This is a genomic window from Prolixibacter sp. DSM 2831 (genome assembly GCF_056493735.1).
The window spans coordinates 3,546,749-3,571,074 of record NZ_CM151379.1; the positions used below are offsets into that span (position 1 = coordinate 3,546,749).

At 45.3% G+C, this 24,326-nt stretch carries 19 protein-coding genes and 1 tRNA gene; 7 read left to right on the forward strand and 13 right to left on the reverse strand.

Going from position 1 to position 24,326, the window contains the following annotated elements; all coding sequences use genetic code 11:
• Positions 1-39 precede the first annotated feature (39 nt).
• From AC060N_RS14475 to AC060N_RS14490, 4 genes are read right to left on the reverse strand one after another with little or no spacing between them, the layout of a single operon-like run.
• Complete coding sequence (locus AC060N_RS14475; RefSeq protein WP_479524441.1) at positions 40-453, reverse strand: secondary thiamine-phosphate synthase enzyme YjbQ; 414 nt, start codon at positions 451-453, stop codon at positions 40-42.
• Positions 454-482: 29 nt separating this feature from the next.
• Positions 483-1,229 carry a CAP domain-containing protein gene (locus AC060N_RS14480; RefSeq protein WP_479524442.1) on the reverse strand — a complete coding sequence of 249 codons (747 nt, stop codon included), beginning with the start codon at positions 1,227-1,229 and terminating at the stop codon, positions 483-485.
• 10 nt (positions 1,230-1,239) lie between these two features.
• Positions 1,240-1,665 carry an arsenate reductase/protein-tyrosine-phosphatase family protein gene (locus AC060N_RS14485; RefSeq protein ID WP_479524443.1) on the reverse strand — a complete coding sequence of 142 codons (426 nt, stop codon included), beginning with the start codon at positions 1,663-1,665 and terminating at the stop codon, positions 1,240-1,242.
• A 5-nt stretch (positions 1,666-1,670) separates the two neighbouring features.
• The gene (locus AC060N_RS14490) at positions 1,671-2,873 is read right to left on the reverse strand and encodes an anaerobic sulfatase maturase (protein WP_479524444.1); all 1,203 of its coding nucleotides are present in this window, start codon (positions 2,871-2,873) and stop codon (positions 1,671-1,673) included.
• Between the two features lie 171 nt (positions 2,874-3,044).
• On the opposite strand from AC060N_RS14490, the gene AC060N_RS14495 reads away from it, so the two are divergent.
• The 3 genes from AC060N_RS14495 to rocD all read left to right on the forward strand — a co-directional run bounded on the left by AC060N_RS14495 (position 3,045) and on the right by rocD (position 8,995).
• The gene (locus AC060N_RS14495) at positions 3,045-5,504 is read left to right on the forward strand and encodes a TonB-dependent receptor (protein ID WP_479524445.1); all 2,460 of its coding nucleotides are present in this window, start codon (positions 3,045-3,047) and stop codon (positions 5,502-5,504) included.
• Between the two features lie 77 nt (positions 5,505-5,581).
• Positions 5,582-7,630, forward strand: a complete 2,049-nt coding sequence (locus tag AC060N_RS14500) for a vWA domain-containing protein (protein ID WP_479524446.1) — start codon at positions 5,582-5,584, stop codon at positions 7,628-7,630.
• A gap of 147 nt (positions 7,631-7,777) precedes the next feature.
• A complete protein-coding gene (rocD, locus tag AC060N_RS14505; RefSeq protein WP_479524447.1) occupies positions 7,778-8,995 on the forward strand; it encodes an ornithine--oxo-acid transaminase in 1,218 nt (405 codons plus the stop codon).
• A 76-nt stretch (positions 8,996-9,071) separates the two neighbouring features.
• On the opposite strand, the gene AC060N_RS14510 is transcribed toward rocD, so the two are convergent.
• From AC060N_RS14510 to AC060N_RS14525, 4 genes are all read right to left on the reverse strand, one after another.
• Positions 9,072-11,573 (reverse strand): amino acid ABC transporter substrate-binding protein, encoded by a 2,502-nt coding sequence (locus AC060N_RS14510; RefSeq protein ID WP_479524448.1) that lies wholly within the window; start codon positions 11,571-11,573, stop codon positions 9,072-9,074.
• Positions 11,574-11,730: 157 nt separating this feature from the next.
• A complete protein-coding gene (locus AC060N_RS14515) occupies positions 11,731-12,717 on the reverse strand; it encodes a dihydroorotate dehydrogenase-like protein (RefSeq protein WP_479524449.1) in 987 nt (328 codons plus the stop codon).
• A 21-nt stretch (positions 12,718-12,738) separates the two neighbouring features.
• Positions 12,739-14,229: an NADPH-dependent glutamate synthase gene (gltA, locus tag AC060N_RS14520; protein ID WP_479524450.1), complete on the reverse strand. Its 1,491-nt coding sequence runs from the start codon at positions 14,227-14,229 to the stop codon at positions 12,739-12,741.
• Positions 14,229-15,068: a sulfide/dihydroorotate dehydrogenase-like FAD/NAD-binding protein gene (locus AC060N_RS14525; RefSeq protein WP_479524451.1), complete on the reverse strand. Its 840-nt coding sequence runs from the start codon at positions 15,066-15,068 to the stop codon at positions 14,229-14,231. The genes gltA and AC060N_RS14525 overlap by 1 nt, the downstream gene beginning before the upstream one ends.
• A 283-nt stretch (positions 15,069-15,351) precedes the next feature.
• On the opposite strand from AC060N_RS14525, the gene AC060N_RS14530 reads away from it, so the two are divergent.
• From AC060N_RS14530 to AC060N_RS14540, 3 genes are read left to right on the forward strand one after another with little or no spacing between them, the layout of a single operon-like run.
• Complete coding sequence (locus AC060N_RS14530; protein ID WP_479524452.1) at positions 15,352-15,687, forward strand: TraR/DksA family transcriptional regulator; 336 nt, start codon at positions 15,352-15,354, stop codon at positions 15,685-15,687.
• Between the two features lie 14 nt (positions 15,688-15,701).
• Positions 15,702-16,052: a translation initiation factor gene (locus AC060N_RS14535; protein WP_479524453.1), complete on the forward strand. Its 351-nt coding sequence runs from the start codon at positions 15,702-15,704 to the stop codon at positions 16,050-16,052.
• Between the two features lie 58 nt (positions 16,053-16,110).
• The gene (locus AC060N_RS14540; RefSeq protein ID WP_479524454.1) at positions 16,111-19,050 is read left to right on the forward strand and encodes a DEAD/DEAH box helicase; all 2,940 of its coding nucleotides are present in this window, start codon (positions 16,111-16,113) and stop codon (positions 19,048-19,050) included.
• 509 nt (positions 19,051-19,559) lie between these two features.
• Here the strand turns inward: AC060N_RS14540 and AC060N_RS14545 are convergent.
• Positions 19,560-19,633: transfer RNA gene (locus AC060N_RS14545), tRNA-Arg, on the reverse strand.
• A 1,094-nt stretch (positions 19,634-20,727) separates the two neighbouring features.
• On the opposite strand from AC060N_RS14545, the gene AC060N_RS14550 reads away from it, so the two are divergent.
• Positions 20,728-21,177, forward strand: a complete 450-nt coding sequence (locus AC060N_RS14550) for a JAB domain-containing protein (protein WP_479524455.1) — start codon at positions 20,728-20,730, stop codon at positions 21,175-21,177.
• Between the two features lie 74 nt (positions 21,178-21,251).
• On the opposite strand, the gene traN is transcribed toward AC060N_RS14550, so the two are convergent.
• From traN to traK, 4 genes are read right to left on the reverse strand one after another with little or no spacing between them, the layout of a single operon-like run.
• Complete coding sequence (traN, locus tag AC060N_RS14555; protein ID WP_463233117.1) at positions 21,252-22,139, reverse strand: conjugative transposon protein TraN; 888 nt, start codon at positions 22,137-22,139, stop codon at positions 21,252-21,254.
• Positions 22,140-22,171: 32 nt separating this feature from the next.
• Positions 22,172-23,452 carry a conjugative transposon protein TraM gene (traM, locus tag AC060N_RS14560; RefSeq protein ID WP_463233115.1) on the reverse strand — a complete coding sequence of 427 codons (1,281 nt, stop codon included), beginning with the start codon at positions 23,450-23,452 and terminating at the stop codon, positions 22,172-22,174.
• The gene (locus AC060N_RS14565; RefSeq protein WP_463233113.1) at positions 23,433-23,729 is read right to left on the reverse strand and encodes a TraL conjugative transposon family protein; all 297 of its coding nucleotides are present in this window, start codon (positions 23,727-23,729) and stop codon (positions 23,433-23,435) included. Before AC060N_RS14565 ends, traM begins: the two co-directional genes overlap by 20 nt.
• Positions 23,701-24,324: a conjugative transposon protein TraK gene (gene traK / locus AC060N_RS14570; protein ID WP_463233111.1), complete on the reverse strand. Its 624-nt coding sequence runs from the start codon at positions 24,322-24,324 to the stop codon at positions 23,701-23,703. The genes AC060N_RS14565 and traK overlap by 29 nt, the downstream gene beginning before the upstream one ends.
• Between the last annotated feature and the right edge of the window lie 2 nt (positions 24,325-24,326).

Sequence of the window (24,326 nt, forward strand, 5' to 3'; positions counted from 1 at the left end):
TTTCTAAACCAGATGAATAAATTGATGTGCAATCTGCGGTTATTCCCCCATGATCGTCACCACAATCTTTCGCGAACCACCGCGGTTCCGGAATTCGCAAAGGTAAATTCCCTGCCAGGTTCCGAGGTTCAGGCGACCATTTGTCACCGGAATCGTCAGGCTTGCGCCGAGAAGAGACGACTTCAGGTGCGCCGGCATATCATCAGAACCTTCCAGTACGTGCGTAAAAACCGGATCATTTTCCGGAACCAACCTGTTCATGAACGATTCGAAATCATCACGTACCGATGGATCGGCATTTTCATTCAGCGAAAGCGCCGCCGAAGTATGTTTAATGAGCAAATGAACCAGTCCAATTTTCGGCAACTCGGGAAGTTGCCGCTGAATTTCACTGGTGATTAAATGGTAACCTCGTGGGTATGGCGAAAGAGTAATTTCGAATTGCTTCATCATAACGATTCATCTTTTTGATTTCTGAATGGTTATTTGGTGCCGAAATCCTGAACGAGATAGTTATCATATTTGCTCGTCGTGTTCCGGTAAAAACCGATCCCCACAACCCGATACGATCCATTCAGTATGTTCTTTCGGTGTCCGACACCAGATATGCCTGTGTCTATAATCAGCAACTTGACAAATGCAATGGCCGCTCCGTTCGGATCCGATTCAGCGTTGTACGACGGATATGAGCCAGCCGCAATATTTTCGCCTACTGAACCGGTGTAACCTTCGGCCTGCGCACGCGATTGCGGCGTACCGTTTTCGGTGTGGCCGAAAACATTGTTGTCGGCCATGTATTTCGCATATTTCGTTGCTGAAGTGGTCAACAGGTTATTCAAAGTTAAGGCATTTACAGCAGAGCGGCTGGATAAATCATTGTACGCTCCATTGTCTGTACCTGAATTATACTCGCTTTTCAACCGCTGATTGGCATAATCTGCCGGCTTCGTCCGGGCAAAATTGATTTCAGCCAACATCGCATCTTTGAATGTTACATTCCCGGAAGGCGTGGTCGATGTCGTGTCCGGTGGTGTCGAAGTTGAAGTTGAAGTTGACGTGGTATCCGTCGTGGCTGTTGACGTTGAATCCTGAACGCTCCCACTACCTGGTTGATTCGGCAAAGGAACCAAAGAATCGTCTGTTGAACAGCTCCATCCCAACGCTACTAAAAATAATACGGCCATTATCCGGCCGGCGACCCAATAATTCTTCTGTTTTTTCTGTTTCATTTTCCCCCTTTTAAAATTCCAGCCCTAACTCGCGAACAGCATAGTTAAAGGCATAATCATCTATCTCATCTACACTCTGGCGATATACTTTCAATCGCTCTTTCTCCTCACCCGTTGCCAGTTTCGGATCGTCAAAAATGGCTTCCTCTACCGTCGCTGACGGGTATTTACTCATCGCTTCACTGGTCGCCAAGGGGGTAAGCGTAATGATTTGGTCGAAATGAGCCTCGTCCAACTCTCCCAGTGTATTACTTTTGGCTTCCCGGATATCCACCACCGCTTCAATCATCGCCTTCACGGCAAATGCATCCAGGTTGCAAGGCTTCAATCCGGCGCTTCGAATCACCACATTGTTTCGCGTATAATAGCGAAGCCATCCCTCCAGCATTTGCGAACGGGCAGCGTTTTCAGTGGTCAATATCAAAACTTTCGCCATAAAAATTATTTCTTCACAAAATCCTTAAATGCATTATACGTCCCGCCGGTTTGCTGATACTCCTGGTAATCTGCCTGCTGTTTTTTCCATTCAGCGGCCATCTGCGTCAGCACACCATCGGCGTGTTCGAAAAACATCATGTATGCCTCACAGAAACGTGGTTTCCGATGATCACGCGGATCTTTAATCCGATCTTTCGTGCAACCACCGTAACACTTCGTATACCAACGGCATTGACGACATTTTACCGGAACAGCACTCTTCGCACGTCCAAAAGCCTGTTGTTTTTTGGAATTCAACATATTAACAATTTTGTCATGCCGGATATTTCCCAAACGGTATTTCGGATCGACAAAAAAGTCACATGAATAAACGTTGCCGTTGTGCTCAATCACCGTGTAAACTCCGCATTCGCGCATAAATGCACACTCGGGGGCTTCCATTCCCACATACGTGTGAAAAACCGTTTCGAAGTGACGAATGGACGTGGTGGGTTGTCCGTTTTCGAAATCAGCCAGCCATAAATCAAAAAGTTCAACCAGGAACTTCCCGTATTTCTCGGCTGTAACCGAAAAGGATGCTGCTTTGGTGGGATCATCCTTGTCCGGTTCCACAATGGGAATAAACTGCATGTAAGTTAAACCGAGACGCTTGTAGTAATTGTATAGTTCCGCCGCATAATCAGCCGAATAATCGGTCACGCAACACATGGCATTTACCGCCACACCTTCTTCCAACAACATCTTCGCCACATTCTCGACCTTTTCCCAGGTAGGCTGCTCACCTTTATCCTTACGGAAACGGTCGTGAATATGTTGCGGGCCATCCAGCGATAAACCGATGAGCCAGTCGTATTCCTTGAAGAATTTAGCCCAGTCGCGGTTCAGCAATGTACCATTGGTTTGGAAACCGTTGCCGATGACTTTTCCATAACCGTATTTATGCTCCAGCTCAATCGCCCGCTTGTAGAAATCCAGTCCCATCAAAGCCGGTTCACCACCTTGCCAGGCAATGGAAACATTTTGTCCCGACTGCTGCATTACCTGCCGAATCATTTCTTCCTGAATTTCCGGCGACATCCGGTGTACTTTCGTATCCGGAAACAGCTCGTCCTTCTCCAGGTAGAAGCAATAACTGCAATCGAGATTACAGTCAGGGCCGGCAGGTTTTACCAGCACCGAGTTCAATGGTTTGTAACGTACACTCACGGAAAAATCTATACTCTACAATTCTTTCTCAGTCTCACAATTATGTGATATTTGCAAACATAGTCAAAAATATGAGCTGGTAAAAATCATTCCTTTAGTTTAAATTCGCTCAATTCAGACGATTTAACCATCTTTATGGTAACCAAATTCACGTTGAAGCGCCCGATTCTTATGAGAAAATGTTTCGTCGTTTTTTCCATGCTTATCTGCTTGCTGACTATTCCCTTAGCAGGAAAAAGTCAAACATTGACGGCTCATGTCAAAGGACAGGTGACCGACGAAAAAGGAGCGCCGCTCGAATTGGTCAATATTTCCCTCAAAGGCCTGGCTGTTGGAACCAGCACCGACGAAAACGGCCGGTTTATATTGCAGGTTCCGGCGCGAAAAGAGGAAACGCTTTTTATCTCCCGGGTGGGTTATCAATCAGTCGAGATGAAAATTTTGCTAGCCCCGGGAGAAGAAAAAACGATTACGCCAGTATTGAAATTGCTCCCCGGAGAAATAGACGAAGTAACGGTTTCGGAAGCCCGCCGTGAAAAAAACGGGATGACGACACTAAATCCGAAGTTGACGACTCATATACCAGAAGTTTCGGGAGGTGGCGTGGAAGCGTTACTGAAAACCATGCCGGGCGTTTATTCCAACAATGAGCTCAGTTCACGTTACTCAGTGCGCGGTGGGAACTTCGACGAAAACCTGGTGTACATCAATGGAATTGAAGTGTACCGGCCTTTCCTCGTTCGTTCAGGACAACAGGAAGGATTGAGCATTATCAATCCGGATATGGTTTCGTCCATCGAATTTTCTTCCGGTGGTTTCGATGCTTCGTACGGCGATAAAATGTCTTCGGTACTCGATATTCAATACCGGAAACCGCAACAAACCGCGGCTTCAGCAGAAGTGAGTTTGTTGGGAGCTTCAGCTCATATCGAAGGAACAGCGTTGAAAAACCGGTTCACCTACATCACGGGAATCCGATACAAAACCAATCGTTACCTGTTGGGAACATTGGACCAGAAAGGCGATTACTCCCCGAATTTTCTCGATTTCCAAACGTACCTCACCTATCAGTTTTCACCGAAACTCACTCTGGGCTTTCTGGGAAATATTGCTTCCAACGTTTATCAATTTATTCCGACGACGAGGGAAACACAATACGGAACGTGGAGTCAGGTGTACCAACTGAAAATTTACTTCGACGGACAGGAAAAGGACCGGTACGAAACCAAACTGGGCGCGTTGAATCTGGATTACCATCTAATAGATAAGCTTCACTTGAAACTAACCGCTTCCGCTTTTCATTCGGTGGAAGCAGAACGATATGACATCCAGGGGCAATACTTATTGAACGAAGTGGATATTTCTCCCGGCTCGGCTACTTACGCCGACAGCACGATGAACATTGGCATTGGCTCCTATCTCAACCATGCCCGCAACAATCTCGATGCCCGCGTGATGAGTCTCGAACATCGTGGAGAACTCCGGGAAGGGAATAACAAAGTAGACTGGGGATTACAATTCCGTCACGAAACATTTGACGAAAAAATCAACGAATGGCAAATGCGCGATTCGGCCGGTTATTCGCTTCCGCGAAATGACCAGGCAGTACAGCTCTACCAATCGGTGAATGCCAAAAACAACATTAGTAGTAACCGTTTTTCCGGATTCATTCAGGATACCTGGAATATTCCACTGGCCAACGGCAATCTCAACCTGAACGGCGGAATCCGGGCTCAATACTGGGATTTCAACAAACAAACCATTGTGAGTCCGCGAGTTTCGGCCACCTGGTACCCGAACTGGCAAAAGAATTACGTCTTCCGGTTGGCCTGGGGGAAATACCAGCAGATGCCCTTCTTCAAAGAACTACAGACCATCGATGGACAAATCAACCGGAATGTAAAGGCACAGGATGCGACCCATTATGTGGCCGGTGTCGATCACCAGTTTCGTCTATGGGAACGTCCGTTCAAACTCTCATCCGAAGTCTATTACAAATCGCTCCAAAATCTGATTCCCTACCAGATTGACAACATCCGTATCCGCTACCTTTCGGGAGAAGTCGCCAAAGGTTACGCTTACGGCCTCGACATGAAACTGAACGGCGAGTTTGTGAGCGGTATTCAGTCGTGGGCCAGCCTTTCGCTCATGAAAACAGAAGAAGACATTAGCGGCGACCAGTACACGATTACCGATGCGAACGGAAATACGCAAATTGTTTATCCGGGTTATATTCCGCGCCCAACGGACCAGCGCGTGAATTTCAGCCTCTTTTTTCAGGATTATTTCCCAGGATATCCGTCCATTAAGATGTACCTGACGCTGCATTACGGTTCAAAATTGCCTTTCGGTCCACCAAACAATGAACGTTGGATGGACACCTTCCGGATGCCGCCTTACCGCCGCGTGGATATCGGCTTCACCAAAACATTGTTTTCCGGTGAGAACCGCAATATAAAAAACCGATTGGGCATGAAAGCTGCTTCCATTTCGCTGGAGGTTTTCAACCTGATGGATATCAACAACACCATTTCTTATTTCTGGGTAACCGATGTATATAACCAGATGCACGCTGTCCCCAATTACCTAACGGGAAGAAGAATCAATCTGAAACTTTCGGCCCGATTTTAACGGCCTTGGCGGATTTCCGATTTTCAGCTAATTTCGGAGCCGGGAATGATTAACACCTTAATTCAACGCTAAAGCAAATGACCTTTTTGTATCCGACATATTTCTGGGCACTGTTCCTGATTCTCATTCCCATCATTATTCACATTTTCAAATTCAGGCGATATACCACCGTTTATTTCAGCAATGTCAGGGCTCTAAGCCAACTGAAGAAGGAGAAGAAACAGCAAAAGCATCTGAAAGAACTGTTGATACTCGCCAGTCGGATTCTGGCGATTACATTTCTGGTGACGGCTTTCGCTCACCCGTTTATTCCTCCCAGGAATGCCTCAACGGATACCAATTTGAATAAAGCAGGCATTTACATCGACAATTCCTTCAGTATGCTGGCGGGCTCTGAGGGAAACAACCTACTGGAACAGGCCAAACAGGAAGCGTTGAACCTGGCCAATGCCTATCCCGTCGATACCAAATTTGCATTGGTTACAAACGATTTGTCGCTGCAAAATCAACGTTTGCTCGACCGCGGCATGTTGTTGGACCGCATCAGTGCCGTGCAGGCTACGCCTTCTCGTCCACCGCTGTCGCAAATCATGCGGGTGCTTTCCCGACGGCTGAATAGCGACAAGAATGCCAGTCCAAATTCCGTTTACCTGTTCAGCGATTTTCAGAAAAACATTTCGGATATCGGGCGGATAAAGGCGGACACTTCGATGAGTCTGAATATTGATTTGTTGAAGGCGCAGCAATCCAACAATCTTCTCGTTGATTCAGTCTGGTTTGCCGTACCCGGAAGAATTAAAGGAACGGCTGAAACACTTTATGCCCGGGTCAGAAATAACGGTGACCAGGAGTTGACAGACGTTCCCATGCGTTACATCGAAAACGACTCGTTGCGGGCTGTCACCAGTTTCGACCTGAAGCCCAACCAGGGAAAAACCGTTTCGCTGAAATTTACCGCCCGAAGTGCGGGAATTAAGAATGCCCGGGTGGAACTGACCGATTATCCGGTTACCTATGACAACACGCTTTACATCGGTTTCCGGGTAACCGGACGGATAAACGCACTGGTGATTCACGGCAACGATGAAAGCGCAAAATATCTTTCGGCATTGTTAAAAACCGATAGTCTGGTGCGTTACCAGGAAGTTGGCTGGCAACAAGTCCAAACCGGCGACTTCAGTAAGCAACAGATTATTTTTCTCACCCAACTTCCGGAACTTTCTTCCGGGTTGACAGCAAGTTTGACGCAATTTATCCGACAAGGCGGAACGGTTGTCTTTTTTCCTGTGAAAAATGGTGATTTAGAGTCGTACAACACCTTCATTAGTGAAATGAAGGGAAATCCTTTCTCCGCAACCGCCGACACCACTTCCATGCGCATTGCAAGGCTTGATGTCACGAACCCACTTTTTCAGGACGTTTTCAGTGGTCCCAATCCGGATGGCGATTTGCCGGAAGTGAAAATTCATTTTCCCAGTCAAACAGCTCAATCCAGCGCATTGCCTATTCTTTCGCTGGCCAATGGAAATCTGCTGCTCAGCGAAAGCCAACCCGGGAAAGGAAAATTCTTCCTGTTCACACTGCCGTCATCGCAGGAAAACCGTGCATTCTTCACCAACGCGTTGTTTGTTCCGCTGATATACAAAATGGTGCTGAACAGTGTGCAAGGTTCGCCGCTGTATTACACCATCGGGCAAAATAAAGTGATTGACCTTCCCTTTCCGGGAAACGGAAATGCACAAAGCGAAATGCAGCTGAAAGGAGTTGGCAATTCGTTTGATTGGCTGCCCACTGTACAGCCTCTTCCGGGTAACCGATTTCAAATAAAAACCGAAGCCGTTACCCAGGCCGGGAACTATGAATTGACGTCCGGAAACGGGACATTGCCGCTGGCTTTTAACTTCGACCGGGAAGAATCGGCCCCGGCATGCTACAATACCGCTCAACTCACAGAGCAACTCCAACAAACTGGCTACCAAAAGATCCGTTTTATTACTGCATCAACAACTGAACTTTCTGCTCACTTCGACGTCGTACATAACGGGAGGCAACTTTGGAGGTTAGCCCTGATGCTCGCCATCATGGCCCTTCTGGCTGAAGTTTTAATTATCCGTTTTTGGAAATAATCCGGTAACAAATTAGCAAACGTTTTTCACCTTTCGCTTCCGGTTTAACGTCAAAATAAAATTTGTACTATTGCAGAACATTTTGATAATGCAAATAAAATCCTTTAGCTTCAACTCCCGCTGATATTGTATAAAACCATATTACGTATGAATATGACAACAAAGGACTACATTGCCCGTGAAGATAAATACGGAGCACATAATTATCACCCGCTTCCCGTTGTACTGGAACGTGGCGAAGGAATTTTTGTATGGGATGTGGAAGGCAAAAAATATTATGACTTCCTGGCTGCATACTCGGCGGTAAACCAAGGACACTCGCACCCCAAAATTGTAAAAGCACTGACCGAGCAGGCCAATAAACTGGCGCTGACCTCACGAGCGTTTTATAACAACGTACTCGGTGAGTGGGAAGAGTACATCACCAAGCTGTTTGGCTACGATAAAATGCTGCCAATGAACTCGGGCGCCGAAGCCGACGAAACAGCGCTGAAGCTGATTCGCAAATGGGCTTATAAAGTAAAAGGCGTTCCGCAGAATGAAGCCCGCATTATATGCTGCGATGGCAACTTCCATGGGCGTACCATTTCCATCATTTCGATGTCGACTGACCCGGATGCATATGGCGACTACGGACCTTATACGCCTGGGTTTGTAAAAGTTCCGTATAACGATTTGGAAGCACTGGAAGCAGAGCTGAAGAATCCGAATACGGCAGGTTTCCTCGTTGAGCCGATTCAGGCCGAAGCCGGTGTTTACGTTCCGGAAGATGGTTACCTGAAAAAAGCCAGAGAATTGTGCAAAAAGCATAACGTCCTTTTCGTTGCTGATGAAGTTCAGACCGGACTGGGCCGTACTGGCAAAATGCTGGCCTGCGACCACGAAGATGTTCGTCCGGACATTCTGGTACTCGGTAAAGCCATTTCAGGCGGTTTGATGCCCGTTTCCTGCGTGTTGGCCGACGATGATGTTATGCTGACCATCAAACCGGGAGAACACGGTTCTACGTACGGTGGAAACCCAATTGCCGCGAAAGTTGCGATTGCCGCACTGGAAGTACTGCAGGAAGAGAATCTGGTGGAAAACTCAGAGAAGATTGGTGCTTATTTCCGTAAAGAAATGAAGTCGATCGATTCGCCGCTAATTCAGGAAGTACGCGGAAAAGGTTTGCTGAACGCAATTCAGATTAAACCAACCAACGGTAAAACGGCCTGGGATGTTTGTCTCGCCATGAAAGAGCACGGCCTCATCGCGAAACCCACGCATGAGCACACCATCCGTTTCACTCCGCCGCTGACCATCACCGAGGAGCAAATGGCTGAAGCCATCGCTCTGATCAAGAAAGCATTTGCTGAGTTCGAATAAATACAAAACGTCAGACACAAAAAAGGCCTTTCCAATGCGGAGAGGCCTTTTTATTTTTAATTCCCTGGTTTATTGACTAATTCCGGTTGCCCGGAAACGTAATAACATTGTTCTGTTGATTCGTACTGTCGGGCTGCATCTCTTCGGGTTGTCCTGAAAGCAGCAACGGCAAATCACCCACTTTTCCAACGGCCTTCACATGGTAATCGCGCGTATATTTCATGATATACAGCGTGTGGTTCATGTAACCGCCAAAATCGGAAACCTTCTGGAAGTTATAGTCACCTTGCAGCAAGTGTACATTCAGGTACGGAAGGCATTGAGCAAAGTTGGTTCCGAATTTCTGAATAGCATTCACAAAATAATTCGTGATATCGTATCCCTGGAAGCTAAACTGATTGGGCTCGTCGTAAAAATTGTTCCGGTAACGCTCAATAAACCTCACAACCCCTTTATCACGATAGTCGATATAATATGGTGTCAGATAATGCAGCTTCAGGTTGTGCAGATAATCGGTTTCGATACTCCGGTAACGTGAAAATTCCGAAAGGCCGACCAGCGTAATGTTATATTTCTTGGCCGCTGTATTCAGGTTTGTTACTGCCACACTTACGTCGGCTTCACGAGTCATCGGCACAATCACCACATTGTCCTTGTTCGGCTCAAGCAGATGAATCAGTCCGTAGTATCCGCCTTCGCGGAAATCGAATTCGTGGAACAGTACCGATGGTGTCTGGTCGTAATAGCCGGTTGCGAAGAATTTGTTCCGCACCCAATCTACCAGTTTCGATTCATCGAGATGCGCATTGTTGCCCATCTGCATCACAATGAAGTTCTTGTTAAAGTAGTCGTCGCCCAGATAATCAGCCGTTGCTTTCAAACGGTACATCTTGTCCGGGTTAATTTGAAAATAATATGGATTCTTGTCAGCAAGCCCTCCGTTTGACGCCAGTGGAGAAACCATCGGAATCCGGTTTTTAGCCGAAAGTTCCGAGACCAGTTTCTGGCATTTGGGATACACCGGACCAATAATCAAATTCAGCGACAAGAACTCGGGACGTTGAACCAATTGCCGGATTACACTCGTATCCTGGTTTGTATCGTAAACATACAATTCAGTTTTAATTCCTTGCTGTTTCATGGTATCCAGTGCCAGTAAAACTCCCTCGTAAAAATCGAGGAAATTAACCGATGGCTCGTACACAATCTTGTGGTCTCTCACCTTCACCGAATCAACAACCGGGTCATCAATTCCGGCAGCCTTTTGTTCGTCAATCTGCTTCTGTATTTCGTCCGGTGTCATCCGGATATAATTGACCGTGTCATTTGCTTCGAGATACAACGGAAGGAACAATCCAATTTTAATCGGCTCGTTACCCGACCAGCTCTTTCCCATGCATTCAGCTTTGGGTGCAGCCGGATTAGGCTCGACTTCGTAAGCGGGCGTTTGAACCGGAACGTTGGATTTAATTTCATCCGAAAGGTTCTCTTTCAATTCTTCCGGAACACCGGGCTTGGGAATCAACAGTTGTTCGCCAACTACCGGTCCACGCAATTTCAGCACAGGGTTCAGCTCTTTTAGCTGACTGATTTTTACGTTGTACTGATGCGAAAGTCCGTAAAGCGTTTCGCCTTTAGTAACCGTATGGTATTGAAACAGATTTTTATTGATGGGAACAACTTTCGTCGAAGCCACCTGTTTTTCCGGGATGCGTATAACCAGACCAGCATTCAACCCGTCATACAACTGCGGGTTTAACTTTACCAACTCGTCCTGCGATACACCAAAACGCTGTTTCAAACTGAAGTAGGTATCGCCCGTTTCCACGCGGTAGGTAAAATATTTCCCTGATGCCGTTGGAACCAATTGGGTAGGTTGAGTGGAAGCCTGTTTGGGAATTCTCAGCATACTTCCGGTTTCGAGTGACTGAGCTGCCCCCGGATTCGCTTTCAAGATTTCGCTAATCTTCCGGTTATACTCTTTTGAAATGGAATAGAGCGTTTCCCCTTTTTCCACTTTGTGGTAAATATAGTTGTCATTTGCCTGGGGCGCTTGCTGCGTTTCCGTTGTTGGTTGCGTTTGCCGCGGAATGCGCAAAACTTCGCCTACCAGCAATTCTTTTTTAGCTTCCGGATTGTATTTGTAGATGGTTTGAACGTCCACACCATACTGGCGGGAAATGGAGTAAACCGTTTCCTGCGGTTTCACCGGATGGAAAAAGAAATCAGCCGAAGGTGGCAAAGCGTGCTGCTTCTCGCGTGTTTTATGTCGGCGTCGTCTTTTTTCTTTCCTCGATTCACTTTTTTGCATCTTCCCCACCGGAATGCGCAGGATTTCACCAATCGAAAGTCCATCCTTCACCGACGGATTTTCGTCCGCAATTTCGGTTTGCGATACTCCGTACGATTGAGAAATCGAATACAAGGTCTGCCCTTTTTCAACGGTATGCAACAGGTATTTTTTCCCGCCTATGACAACAGTCTCGGATGAAATTTTGACCTGAGCTACTGTCGGGATTACCGTCAGCGCAAACAAAAAAGTGAAAACTATGGTAAAACGGCTTATTCTGGTCTTCATTTTCAATATCTACAGAAATGTCAAATAGTTGGCCGAAAGGTAAGAAATTTTGCAAACATTCCTGAACGCTCTCTTCCTCCCAAGTGACGGAGAAACAAAAAAAAGCCGGCTTTCATTTGTCATTAAAAGCCGGTTAGTCAGAAGTATTAAATTTTGTTTAATCGTGCTCGCCAAAGTTACGCATGAACTGAACGCGCATATAAGCAGCCGGATCGACATCATTCCCCAGGCTCAACTTACCTTTGAAATCCTCGACCGAAGCATAGTTGTGACGCTCCATCCAATCGGAAAGTCCCTGGTTAAAATCTTTGATAACGCTCACTTTGTCAATATACAATGCTGAGACTACCTGTACCGCTGAAGCACCTGCCAGCAACATCCGGACGACCGTCTGCCAGTCGTGCACTCCGGTTGAAGCAGCTAAATCGCAATTAACGCGTTTGGCCATGATGCCAATCCACCTGAGTGGCAGTGTATAATCAGAATCGGTTGAGAATACATCGGCACTGATCATTTTCTCGTCTTCCACATCGATGTCCGGACTATAAAACTTGTTGAATAGCACCAGTCCACTGATTTCGGCAAACGACAAGTCGCGAATCATCCCTCCGAGGTTCGAGAAGTACGGACTGATTTTCAGCGAAAGCGGAATTTTAATATTTGAAGCAACACGGGTGGCCACATCAAAATAGATGCTTTCATTCTCGCGGCTGTTTTGCGAAAGATCGGAAGGCCGGATGAACATATTCAGTTCGATAGCATCAGCACCGGCCTCTTCCAGCTTTTTGGCAAAGAATGACCACTCCTGGTTTGAGACGCAGTTGATACTGGCAATTACCGGTATGGACAGTGCTTTCTTTGCATCGGAAACCAGTTGGATGTAACGCTTCAGATTTCCCTCACGGATTTCGTAGTCGTAATAATCCAAAAACTCGAGGTTGTTATCCATCGGGCCGAGCTTTTTCATCTCTTCGGCATACTCGAGGTAAATTTCTTCCTCGAAAACCGACTTGAGCACGACAGCTCCCGCCCCGGCTTTTTCAATTTCCCGAAGACTTTCGATGGAATTGGTTAATCCGCTACTCCCGGCGATTATGGGGCTTTTTAATTCCAGTCCAAGATATGAAACAGAAAGATCAGGCATGATTCGATTTACTTTTAGACATTAATTCACAGCATATTTTTCCTTGAGAAAATGGTCCATCTTTTCAGCAGCCCGACGGCCATCTCCCATGGCTAAAATCACGGTTGCACCACCACGGACGATATCACCCCCAGCAAACATTTCCGGGATGGATGACTGCATCTTCGCTTCATCGACCACGATGGTTCCCCATTTGGTTACTTTTAACTCTTTCAAACTCGAAGGTACTAAAGGATTTGGCGAAACGCCAACTGCCACAATCACTAAGTCCACTTCCATTTCGAATTCCGAACCTTCCATCGGAACCGGACGACGGCGCCCTGAAGCATCGGGTTCTCCCAACTGCATCCGGATTAGCTTCATCCCACTGACACGTCCATTTTCGTCGCCATAATATTCCAGCGGGTTACAAAGATTGTGGAACTCCACGCCCTCTTCCTTCGCATGTTTAATCTCTTCGATACGGGCCGGCATCTCCTCTTCCGAACGACGATAAACAATCATTGCTTTTTCAGCACCCAATCGCAAAGCGGTGCGAACCGAGTCCATGGCTGTATTTCCGCCACCAATTACGGCTACGCGCTTTCCATGCAAAACAGGCGTATCGGTTTCGTCGTATTGCGCTCCCATCAAATTTACACGGGTCAGGTACTCATTCGATGAAAGAATGCCGTTATAATTTTCTCCCGGAATGCTCATAAAACGAGGCAAACCGGCTCCACTTCCGATGAAAAATGCCTGGAATCCCTGCTCTTTCAAATCATCGAAAGAGGCTGTTCTTCCCACGATAAAGTTGGTCTCGAAATGAACGCCCATCTTTTGCAGGTTCTCCAATTCCTTATCGACGATTTTATTCGGCAACCGGAATTCAGGAATACCATATTTCAAAACGCCGCCAATTTCGTGCAACGCTTCGAAAACAGTCACATCGTAGCCCATCTTAATCATGTCCCCTGCAAACGAAAGGGCCGCCGGACCAGAGCCAACGGTAGCGACTTTAATTCCATTTGATTTCGCCGTTTCCGGAATACTCATCTCTCCGCTCTCACGCTCAAAATCGGCAGCGAAACGTTCCAGGTGACCAATGGCCACTGCGGGTTTGTTCAGTTTCTGAACGTAGAAGCACTGCGCTTCGCACTGTTTCTCCTGCGGACAAACCCGACCACAAACGGCCGGCAATGCGCTGGTCTCTTTCAATACCGACGCTGCCTGCTGAATTTCGCCGCGCTCAATATTTTTAATGAACTTCGGAATGTTGATGCTTACCGGGCAACCTTCGATGCAGGTAGGATTCGCACAATCCATGCAGCGAATGGCTTCCTGCATGGCCATTTCACGGGTCAGGCCACTGTTGACTTCCCTATCCTGGTAATTTACCCGGACCTCAGGCTCCAGCTCAGGCATGGAAACCCGTTCAATCAGCATCCGGTCCTTGTTCTTTGTTTGTTTTCTCAGTTCGGCGCGCCATTCGGCTTCGCGTTCCTGTTTTAGGTATAATGAATCGAGTCCCATTACTTTTCGACCAATTTGTGCTGTAAATGATAACGTTCCAATGCTTCTTTCTCTTCTTCGCGATAGCCGCCAAGGCGCATCAGCATCTCGTCAAAATCGATGTGATGAGCGTCAAATTCAGGACCATCCACGCAAGTGAAACGTGTCTTCCCTCCAACCGATACACGACAGGCACCACACATTCCGGTACCGTCAACCATGATGGAATTGAGACTGGCCTGCGTTGGCACGTTATATTTTTCTGTTAGTAAAGCTGCAAACTTCATCATGATAGCGGGCCCGATGACAATGCACTCGTTCACCTCTTCACGTTGAAGAATCTCTTCCATTCCGGCAGTTACCAAACCTTTTCTTCCGTGAGAACCATCATCCGTCATCACGATGAGCTCATCGGACCACTGGCGCATTTGCTCTTCCAGAATAATTAAATCCTTGCTTCGGGCAGCCAAAACCGTAATTACACGGTTCCCGGCTTTCTTAAATGCCTCAACAATGGGAAGCAACGGAGCAACACCAACGCCACCACCAGCAGCCAGAATCGTTCCTACATTTTCAATGTGTGTTGGCTTACCAAGCGGCCCAACCAGGTCGGTAATGTAGTCGCCCGGCTCCAAATCAGCCAGCTTCGAAGTACTCACCCCAACCACTTGTGCAACCAGGTCGATAGTTCCTTTTTCGGCATCAGCCGAAGCAATCGTTAACGGAATCCGCTCACCTTTTTCTCCCACTCGGAGAATAACGAAATTTCCTGCTTTCCTGGAACGGGCGATCAGAGGTGCTTCAACAACCAATCTGACAACCTTTTCCGAGAAAAACTCCTTTTTTACAACTTTATTCATCTAACAGGAAATAGTTTCTTATTAATTCACATAATTTTTTCAAAAATAGGAATTTCGTGAAATTAAGAGCCAATATGGAAGTTAATCTTCATGTGCTACACAACCTATGCCTCAAAGTATTAATGAATCAGCCAGTTCAAAAACGCGTCTGAGATTTTCGGTTCTATCCTGATGTTTTTCGAAGGAAATATTTATTTTTAAAGTTTTCTTTATCGCAAAGTGATTTTTGCGGATACCAAATATTAAGGATTGAGAACTTGACAGTTTCATTACCGGATAGAAAATGACGAAAGAAGATCGGGAAAAACTACGGGAAACCATGACGACGAAAGTGGCCGGACTAAAGGAAGAGCTGCTCGATTTAAAAGAGCTGACACGCCCGGAGGCTCCGGATTGTGCCATTGGACGAGTCAGCCGGATGGACGCAATTAATAACCGTAGCGTGAACGAAGCTGCCATGCGAAAAAAGCAATTGAAGTTGTCGAAACTAGAAGAGGCGCTGGAGAAAATCGATTCTCCTGACTTCGGGAAGTGTACCCGCTGCGGCCAGGAAATTCCGTGGGGACGCATCGCTATCATGCCCGAATCTACATTGTGTATCCGGTGTGCATCGCGTTAAAATTGATTGATAGAATGGGAAAAAACAAGAAAAAGAATGACCGGCAGGGAATCGTCTATTCGACCGATAACCAGTTTGATTACGAATACAACGAGCAGGAAGAGGAAGAAACATTGCCGCCCTCGCAACAGAATCTGAAAATCATGCTCGACAGGAAGCAGAGAAAAGGAAAAGAGGTAACACTCATCACCGGGTTTGTCGGTGCCGAAGACGACCTGAAAGCACTGGGAAAACAATTGAAAAGCAAGTGCGGAGTCGGAGGATCGGTGAAAAACGGTGAAATTCTGCTCCAGGGCGATTTCCGCGACAAAGCCATGCAACTTCTGACCAACGAAGGTTACAAAGTGAAGAAAGCCGGCGGTTGAACCGCTACTCCGTTTAATTCATGCCATTCAGGCAAAAGCTAACAAAGAGGGATTATTTGTGAGTCTACAGTTCATTATTGCCATCACGGAACACCGGAATCTGGGTTACGTTCTTGCCCCTTATTTGGTTGAGAAGAAAGGGACGAACACTTTCTATTCTGTCGTAAAGAAAATCCATTGCCACAACCTCGATGACGGAGATTATGCCTACTCTCCTACCGAGAAGAAACTGGTTAGCCTGATGGAGAAATACAGCAATGAAAACTTGCTGGAACAGTTCGGTAACCGGGGCGGACTGAATGATTTCTTCAAACACATCGACCTGGATACTTTCACGAAACAGGTGGTTCCGTACATCGAAAAGCAAATACTCAAATGCCTTGATTTGCTGAAAGAGGATTCCATCCCATTGTACCGGAAAGAGTCCAAATACAGCAATTTATATGAAGAGGATCGGATAGAACTATGCTACCGCGACACCAGCGCTGTTTTCAATTTCGAACGACTTGAGCACGAAACCCGCTATTATCTAACCATCCGTTACCACGAGCAGGAGATCTCACTGCAACACCGCAACGTGATTCTGCTGACCAATCATCCTTGCCGCTTGCTTTACCAGGGAAAACTTTATTTCTTCGACAACCTGGCCGGGAATAAGCTGCTTCCTTTCTTTGAAAAAAACTACGTCAGCATTCCGCGCAGTGTGGAAGACAAGTACTACCGAACGTTTGTCCTCAGCACCATTCGTCATCACCAGGTTCACGCCAAGGGTTTTGATATTGTAGAAGGAAATCCGGAAAAGAAAGCCATACTTTCGTTAGAGGAAGACCAGCGAAAGAATCCGCGCCTGATGCTTAAATTCAGGTATAATCAGCGCGATTTTCCTTATATCGACAAGGAGATGCAGGCTGTTTATCTGCGTAAGCAGAATGGAAATTACACCTTTTACAAATTCGAGCGAGACAAGAACTGGGAGAAAGATTTACTGAAGTCGCTCCGGAAAATGGGATTGGTCAAAACCTCTTCCGGACTTCACCCAGAGGGGATTTCAGATGTTACGAGCAGCGAGTACTTCTATTCGTTAATCAACTGGCTGAATAATCATCAGCAGGAGCTGGAAGAAGCCGGCATTGAACTGGAACAGCACAACCTCGACCGGAAATACTACACTGGAAGTCATACTCTCAACATCGAGATAAGTGACGAAAGCGACTGGTTCGACATTTACGCTTATGTCAATTTTGGTGAGTTTCGTTTCCCTTTTGTCCGGCTGAAAAAGAATATCCTCAACGGGGTCCGGGAATTTCAATTGCCTAACGGCGAAATTGCAGTTCTTCCGGAAGAGTGGTTTGCCCGCTACCGCGATATTTTCACGCTTTCGGAAGCGGATACTGAACATCTGAAGCTTCGAAAACACCATTTCCCGGTCCTGGAAAATAACCTGAACGGCATCCATAAGAAGTACCTGAAGAAATTTGAGACACTGACTCAGGAACAACCGGAAGCTCCGGAAGTGCCACAAAAGCTCAATGCTCTGCTTCGGTCTTACCAGGAAGAAGGCTTTGGCTGGATGTATCATCTTCACCAGCATCATTTTGGCGGTTGTCTGGCGGACGACATGGGATTGGGAAAAACGGTGCAAACGCTGGCATTGCTGGTAAAAACGCAACGCAAAGTCAACGGATATCCTACGTTATTCGACCAGGTTGAAGATGACAACAACGGAAAAAACCGGCAATTTTCGAAGAATCACCAGCCTGCCAGTTTGATTGTGCTGCCGACTTCTCTTGTTCACAACTGGGAAGATGAAATTTTGAAGTTTGCGCCAACGCTCAGGTACTATAAATATATAGGTGCGCGCCGCCGGCATAAAATCAACATGCAGGATATTATTCACCAGCATGATGTGATTCTCACCACTTACGGAACCGTGCGCAACGATCGGGAATTCCTGAAGCAATACCAGTTTTATTACCTCATTCTCGACGAAGGGCAATACATTAAAAATTCGGGCTCGAAAACCTACCGGGCCATTAATGATATGAATGCTTCGCACCGGCTCGTACTGACCGGTACACCCATTGAGAATTCGCTTTCCGATTTGTGGTCACAAATCAATTTTTTGAACCGAGGACTACTCGGAAGTCTGGCTTGGTTTAAACGCGAATTTATCTCTCCTATCGAGCGAAAAAACGATGAAGAAGCACAAAAAAAACTGCAGCAACTCATTCAGCCCTTCATCCTTCGGCGAACGAAAGAGCAGGTAGCCCGCGATCTTCCGCCTTTGAGCGAATTAATCCGGTATGTAGACATGACGCCGGAGCAGAAGAAGGCATATGAAGCTGAAAAGTCTTCCATCCGGAACAACATTCTTTCAAATATCGAAGAAATCGGCCTCGAGAAGTCAGCTTTTGTGGTACTGCAAGGCCTTATCCGATTGAGACAGCTGGCCAATCATCCGGCCATGATTGAGGACAACCAGCACATTGAATCGGGAAAATTCAACGAGCTTTTGCGCATGCTGGGCATTTTGGTTGCCGAGAAGCACAAAATTCTCATCTTCTCCTCCTTCGTCAGACAATTAAAATTGCTGGCCAAAGAATTTGAGACCAATGGCTGGAACTACAGTCTACTGACAGGACAAACCCGCGACCGCAAAAAGGTGATCGACGATTTCCAGCAGAATCCCGACAACAACTTATTCCTTATTTCACTAAAAGCAGGCGGCGTTGGCCTGAACCTAACTTCTGCCGACTATGTGTTCATCGTTGACCCATGGTGGAACCCGGCAGCTGAAATGCAGGCTGTGAATCGTGCTCACCGCATCGGACAGGACAAGAAAGTATTTGTGTACCGCTTTATCACCGAAGGAACCATTGAAGAGAAGATTCAAAAGCTGAAAGAAAAGAAATCGTCGCTGGCCGAAAAATTCATCAATTCCAATAACCCGTTCCGCTCTGTCTCCAAAGACGAACTCATGCACCTCTTCGAAGACTAAAAAAGAAAAGGACAGACCGGGCGGTCCATCCTTTTACTAAACTAACCAAACTAACTAACCTAACTAAACCTAAACTTATGAAATCGTTGCAAAAATAATTCGCGACGCTTCAAATAATATTAACTAAAGATTAAATAAACGTTTTCTTCATTTCAATGCTCTTTTCAACAGAGCCTTTTCCGACCTTTTTAAAAGTTAAAAAAGAAAAGGACGGACCGGGCGGTCCATCCTTTTACTAAAACTAACCAAACTAACTAACCTAACTAAACCTAAACTTATGAAAAAAAATGTACCACAAAGATAACCGCGCATCCAGGGGTTCGACGAATTATTTCTGTTAAAAATTGTAAAGATTTATCTAAAAAACCTTAACAAACGTAAAGTCTGTTGGGGCATATTTTGAGAGAAACAGGCCATTTCAGGTCCGAAATTGGATAACGGAGAAACTCTCGAGACCTGAAAATTGAATGCATAAAAAAAGGAGCTTCTGTTTTCAAGAAACTCCTTAGTGAACCCGAAGGGATTCGAACCCCTAACCTCCTGATCCGTAGTCAGGTGCTCTATCCAGTTAAGCTACGGGTCCGGGCAATGCAGCGATAAAAAACTTTCAAAAAAATAGAAGTTCCTCACTGCAAGAAACTTCTTTGTGAACCCAAGCGGAGAAGTATCGAACTTTTTAGTTGAAGATTACGATGCTGTATTGAGTTTTATGAATGCAGAAACGCAAAGAAAGAAACTCAAACTTTAATTATCGGAACGATGAAAAGTAACTAACTCAGTAGTTATTATTTTTTTTTGTATAGAAAGATTTTACGTAACTTTAAAACACTTACTCGAATTCAATTGTCAATGAATTGCATTAACCATCCATCCGAAACTGCTGTATCTCAATGTCAGGTTTGTGGTAAGGGATTGTGTGTTGAATGTACCAATAAGTTTTCAAAACCAATTTGCCCGGATTGTTTTTCAGATTCCCGGCAAAAGCAAAAAAGAACAGTTGTAGCTGAGATAATCTTGACTCTTTTAATAGGATTGCCCATAAGTATTATCATTGACCTGTTGGTAAATGATACTTATAAAACCCCTGACAGCTTCTGGAAAAGCCATTTTTTCTTAATTTATATGGGGCTTGGCATTGTATCCGGATGGAAAACCTTAACACGGATAACCCCGCAAATATTTCTTTTTCTACCGGTGCTGGGATGGGTGCTTTATTTTTTTATAAAGGCGGTCTTATCCTTGTTTGTCGGGCTGGTTGCGTTTCCTATACGGATGACAAGGAATTTGTCCCTGTTTTTTTAATAAGTAACATCCTGTTTTTTAAAGTTGAAGTTACATAGATATGTAACTATTTTATCATTTCCAGCTTACTTGTCCCTTGTGCTTTTTTTTAGCAAGAAGTAATTCATTATAAATAATTCTCAAAGCCTACCTTACTATTACCATCCATTAAACTTTTGGCCAAGTTATTCATCGCCGTCCGGAAAAGTCAAGGGCGGCTGTTTTTGTTTGTTTTATGTTGCCAGCCGTCCTTTGGATTCGTTCAGTTTGTTTTGAGGAAGAAAAAAACAAACTGACATGCACCCTTGACAAGTATCCATCCGGCTCAATTCGGTACGCCAAAATTTAATGGCGTGCCGGAAGCCAAAATAAATCCCAAAGGCATGGGTAACTTCAATGACTAATTTATTTTCGCTTAATGAAATTACAGTTTCTTATTCACGTAAATCAAAGTTGACGGATTTACCAAAAATTACCTGTTCAAAAGATGTATATGATTTGGTATATCCTTCCTGGATTGTAGATATTGACCACCGCGAGTCGTTTAAAATATTGCTGTTATCGAGGGCAAACCGGGTAATTGGAATCTCAAACATGTTTACCGGTGGTTTGTCAGGAGTAGTTGTTGACCCAAAGCTGATATTTCAAACTGCCTTGAAATGTAATTCAAGCTCGATTATTTTATGCCACAACCACCCAAGTGGGAACCTGGAGGCAAGTGATGCCGATTTAAAACTCACAAACAAAATTGTTGAAATCGGTAAAGTACTTGACCTTCCGGTTTTGGACCACATTATTTTCACCAGTGAATCATTTTATTCGCTCGCTGATAAAGGGGAAATGTAACACCCCGATAAATTAACGAAAGGCAACTGCCGGGTTGCCTTTCATATAAACCCCACAAATAGGAAAAGACACGGTCAAAGTTTTTTGCTTGGTTGGGCTTTCGCCAAATCCCCGTTTTTCACAACAAACCGCTGGTGCCTGCCACCATTCTTTTCGAACAGCTCAACAACCAGTTGTTTTTTATCAGGGATGGTAAATTTCTGAAATGCAAAAACGGTACTTTCTGTTTCCTTGCCCTTTACTGAGGTCAGGTAATTATAGGCCCGCACCGGCTCTATAACAGTTTCCTGTATCGCCATCCGTTTAACAACCTTTTTATCGACTATTTTAAAAACAAGGAAATCAATATCAAATGGGATAGCGGTGGTATTCCTGATTTCGGTATGCAGAAATAAAAGTCCGTTGTGGCTAAAAATCCCACGGAGTTGGAACTCAATGCCAAACTGTTTGCTATTAATATGGTTAATCCGCTTTCGGTTTGTTTTATGGATTTTCTCCATTATAGAACGAACGGCTTGGGGCGACTCGTTCCCCAACTCAGAAAGATGTACCTCTTGCGTATTTTCCGGTTTATTGCCCGGCTTTTTATTGTGAAGAAAATCTTTCATTTCAATGTTCAGCTTCTCGGGGTTCTCCGAATAGTTCACGATAAAGGAGTAAAAACTGCCTTCATCGGTAATCACTGAAAAGTTGGTTTCTTCTTTAAAACCAATAATGGCAGCTTTTACCCTGACCACATTTTCAGCGCCATCTGCTTTGCCTGCAATAATATTGGACGAACCGAGGTCAATGTATGAAATACCCGAAGGAAAAATCAAATGGGTGGTTTTATCAAAGGTTACTTCGATACAATACGAAGGGATAACCCTGTCTTTTGAGATAACTTTGGTAAAACTGTTTTGGGCAAACGATGTTAGTGTCAAGGTTACAAAAAATACAAATGTGAGAAATAATTGTTTCATGTTGATGGATTTTTGAATTATACAATCTGGTTTTAATTGGAAGGCATTAACAACAGGCGGTGTCCGGCTTTCAGGGTGACTTTAGGTGTCCGCAGTTTTTTTGAAACATACTGCGAAGCCCCCTGGATAAGACTCCGGCCCACGTCGGCAGCCAATTGCTGACCTGCGGTTGTCCCCTGATTAATGCTGATGCTTGTACCTGCGCCTTGTCCCATTGATGCGGCAACCTCTTTCAGGGCGTTGGTTTCCACAGAGCCGGGAATAAAAATTCCCGGCTGCCCGTCCGTATCATATACCGAAATTTCCACAGGGATTATCCTGCCCCTGTATTCCAGCGAGCTGATGGTAATATCCAACCGTTCGCCCTGGATAACAGCAATCCCGGTAACCATTTCATTTTCGGGGATTATTACCCCTTCTGCCTTTATCGGTTCCAGCAAACGTATTTTTACATTTTGGCCTGAAAAAATTACCTGGTCATTATGGATACAGGCTTTAACCGTGTTTGAGGAAACCCTAACATGGTTCTCACCTGCCGTGTAAAAGCCGGTATTCACAGGCTGGGCATATCTGTTCAGGAAAACAGAATCTTCCACTTGTTGATGGAGTGCGCTTGTTTCAGTTGTTCCCAATTTAGCAACCGGGACAATGTTTCTGGTTTCTTTCAGGAGAGGTTCCGGTACTAAATCCTTATCCTGATGTTGTTCCAATTGTTCTACCTGCCCCTGTGGCATATACTTTGCAGCCAATTTGTAACTTTCCTCCATTAATTTGAGTTGTTGTTCTATCCGGCTGACACTGTCAACGTTTTCTTTGCCGTCCAATTCCGCCTGTAATTTTTCAACCTGCCCTTCCAGTTCTTTTTCCCGTGAGCTTATCTGCGGCTCGTTGAAAAAGGTGTTTAAATCACTGCTTACTTTTTTGTAAGCTTCAGCCGATGAACGGATAGAGGATTGCGGTGCTTTTTGTGAGGCGTTCCTCCCGATGCTGTTGGTGATAATCTTGCTTTTTCCCGTGTCAGGCTTAACACCATAATCTTCGAGGGACAGCGTTTGCCGGTTTTTCTTTTTCCCGAAAAGTTCCATCTCGTAAGCTGTTTTTTTGTCCCCGATGATTTCGTTTTTTGGTATCGGTAAATCGGTGTTCAGCCCTTTCTTTTCTTTCCCTTGCCGGGACGAAGGCATAAAGATAAAATACATTGCCGCTGCGAAAGCGATGAACATCAGCGGGAAAATGACTATCTTTTTGCGCTTCTGCAGTTGTTCCGGGGTCAGTATTTTGCGTTGCCCCGTTTTATTGTTGTTCTCTTTCATTATTTGTGATTTTATGTGAAACCGTGTCCTTGGAGTTCTCCAATATTTTTAGAGGAACAATATGCTTTGGTTCTGAAAGTTTTGGCCCATTTCGGAAAATGTCCGAAACGGAACCCAAAACCAAAACAGTAAATACAATAAGCAAAACCCAAACAGCAAGCTTGCGTTGCCTTTGTGTAAGCTTTTCACAGGCATTCTTTAACCTGCGCCGAAAAGCAGTCACGGATATTTCTTTCTCTACAAGACCTTTATCTGTCCAACGTTGACATATCTTCATTTTCCCTTATATTGAAATTTTCAATGATAAACCCGTGCGGGTTATTGTCGCTGCGCGAAGTATCGCGCAACCGGCAGGATGTAACCAGCCTGCGCTCTGTAACGGTAGTTTCCCGGATAATATGTTGCCGTGCATAAACCGTAGCTTCGTAAGGATAGTTATTGAAGTTGCACGAAATGCTGTCAACCCATATCCTTTGGGTTACGTTGCCCGAAATCACTCGGTTGAAATACCCGCTTTCTACCAAATCCTTGTAGATGGAGAAAGCGCTTTTGTCAGAGAGGTAAAGGGCGCGGTTGATGTTGTGTTCAATGGCATCCTTGTCGGGCGAAAGAGTAAAAAACAATTCATGAAAACGCCTGATATGGTCTTTGGCCTCTACCGGCCTGTTTTGTGCCAAATCCTGCGAAAGGGCCAGTATCAGAGATTTTCCCTGGTCGAGCACGTAAATTTTTTGACGCTGGGCCTCAGCATAGCTGTAGGAACTCCAGAGAGCATAAACAGTTACAACTGTACTGGCACAAACAAAGATGATGGCGAACAGCCGTATCAGCTTAAAACTGCTTTCTATATTCTTTAAAGGTTTAAATTCCATAA

Excerpts from the sequence above, each read along its gene's own strand:
- AC060N_RS14475 (WP_479524441.1), bottom strand. The coding sequence starts at position 453 with ATGATGAAGCAATTCGAAATTACTCTTTCGCCATACCCACGAGGTTAC.
- AC060N_RS14480 (WP_479524442.1), bottom strand. The coding sequence starts at position 1,229 with ATGAAACAGAAAAAACAGAAGAATTATTGGGTCGCCGGCCGGATAATG.
- AC060N_RS14485 (WP_479524443.1), bottom strand. The coding sequence starts at position 1,665 with ATGGCGAAAGTTTTGATATTGACCACTGAAAACGCTGCCCGTTCGCAA.
- AC060N_RS14495 (WP_479524445.1), top strand. The coding sequence starts at position 3,045 with ATGAGAAAATGTTTCGTCGTTTTTTCCATGCTTATCTGCTTGCTGACT.
- AC060N_RS14500 (WP_479524446.1), top strand. The coding sequence starts at position 5,582 with ATGACCTTTTTGTATCCGACATATTTCTGGGCACTGTTCCTGATTCTC.
- rocD (WP_479524447.1), top strand. The coding sequence starts at position 7,778 with ATGAATATGACAACAAAGGACTACATTGCCCGTGAAGATAAATACGGA.
- AC060N_RS14510 (WP_479524448.1), bottom strand. The coding sequence starts at position 11,573 with ATGAAGACCAGAATAAGCCGTTTTACCATAGTTTTCACTTTTTTGTTT.
- AC060N_RS14515 (WP_479524449.1), bottom strand. The coding sequence starts at position 12,717 with ATGCCTGATCTTTCTGTTTCATATCTTGGACTGGAATTAAAAAGCCCC.
- gltA (WP_479524450.1), bottom strand. The coding sequence starts at position 14,229 with ATGGGACTCGATTCATTATACCTAAAACAGGAACGCGAAGCCGAATGG.
- AC060N_RS14525 (WP_479524451.1), bottom strand. The coding sequence starts at position 15,068 with ATGAATAAAGTTGTAAAAAAGGAGTTTTTCTCGGAAAAGGTTGTCAGA.
- AC060N_RS14530 (WP_479524452.1), top strand. The coding sequence starts at position 15,352 with ATGACGAAAGAAGATCGGGAAAAACTACGGGAAACCATGACGACGAAA.
- AC060N_RS14535 (WP_479524453.1), top strand. The coding sequence starts at position 15,702 with ATGGGAAAAAACAAGAAAAAGAATGACCGGCAGGGAATCGTCTATTCG.
- AC060N_RS14550 (WP_479524455.1), top strand. The coding sequence starts at position 20,728 with ATGACTAATTTATTTTCGCTTAATGAAATTACAGTTTCTTATTCACGT.
- traN (WP_463233117.1), bottom strand. The coding sequence starts at position 22,139 with ATGAAACAATTATTTCTCACATTTGTATTTTTTGTAACCTTGACACTA.
- traM (WP_463233115.1), bottom strand. The coding sequence starts at position 23,452 with ATGAAAGAGAACAACAATAAAACGGGGCAACGCAAAATACTGACCCCG.
- AC060N_RS14565 (WP_463233113.1), bottom strand. The coding sequence starts at position 23,729 with ATGAAGATATGTCAACGTTGGACAGATAAAGGTCTTGTAGAGAAAGAA.
- traK (WP_463233111.1), bottom strand. The coding sequence starts at position 24,324 with ATGGAATTTAAACCTTTAAAGAATATAGAAAGCAGTTTTAAGCTGATA.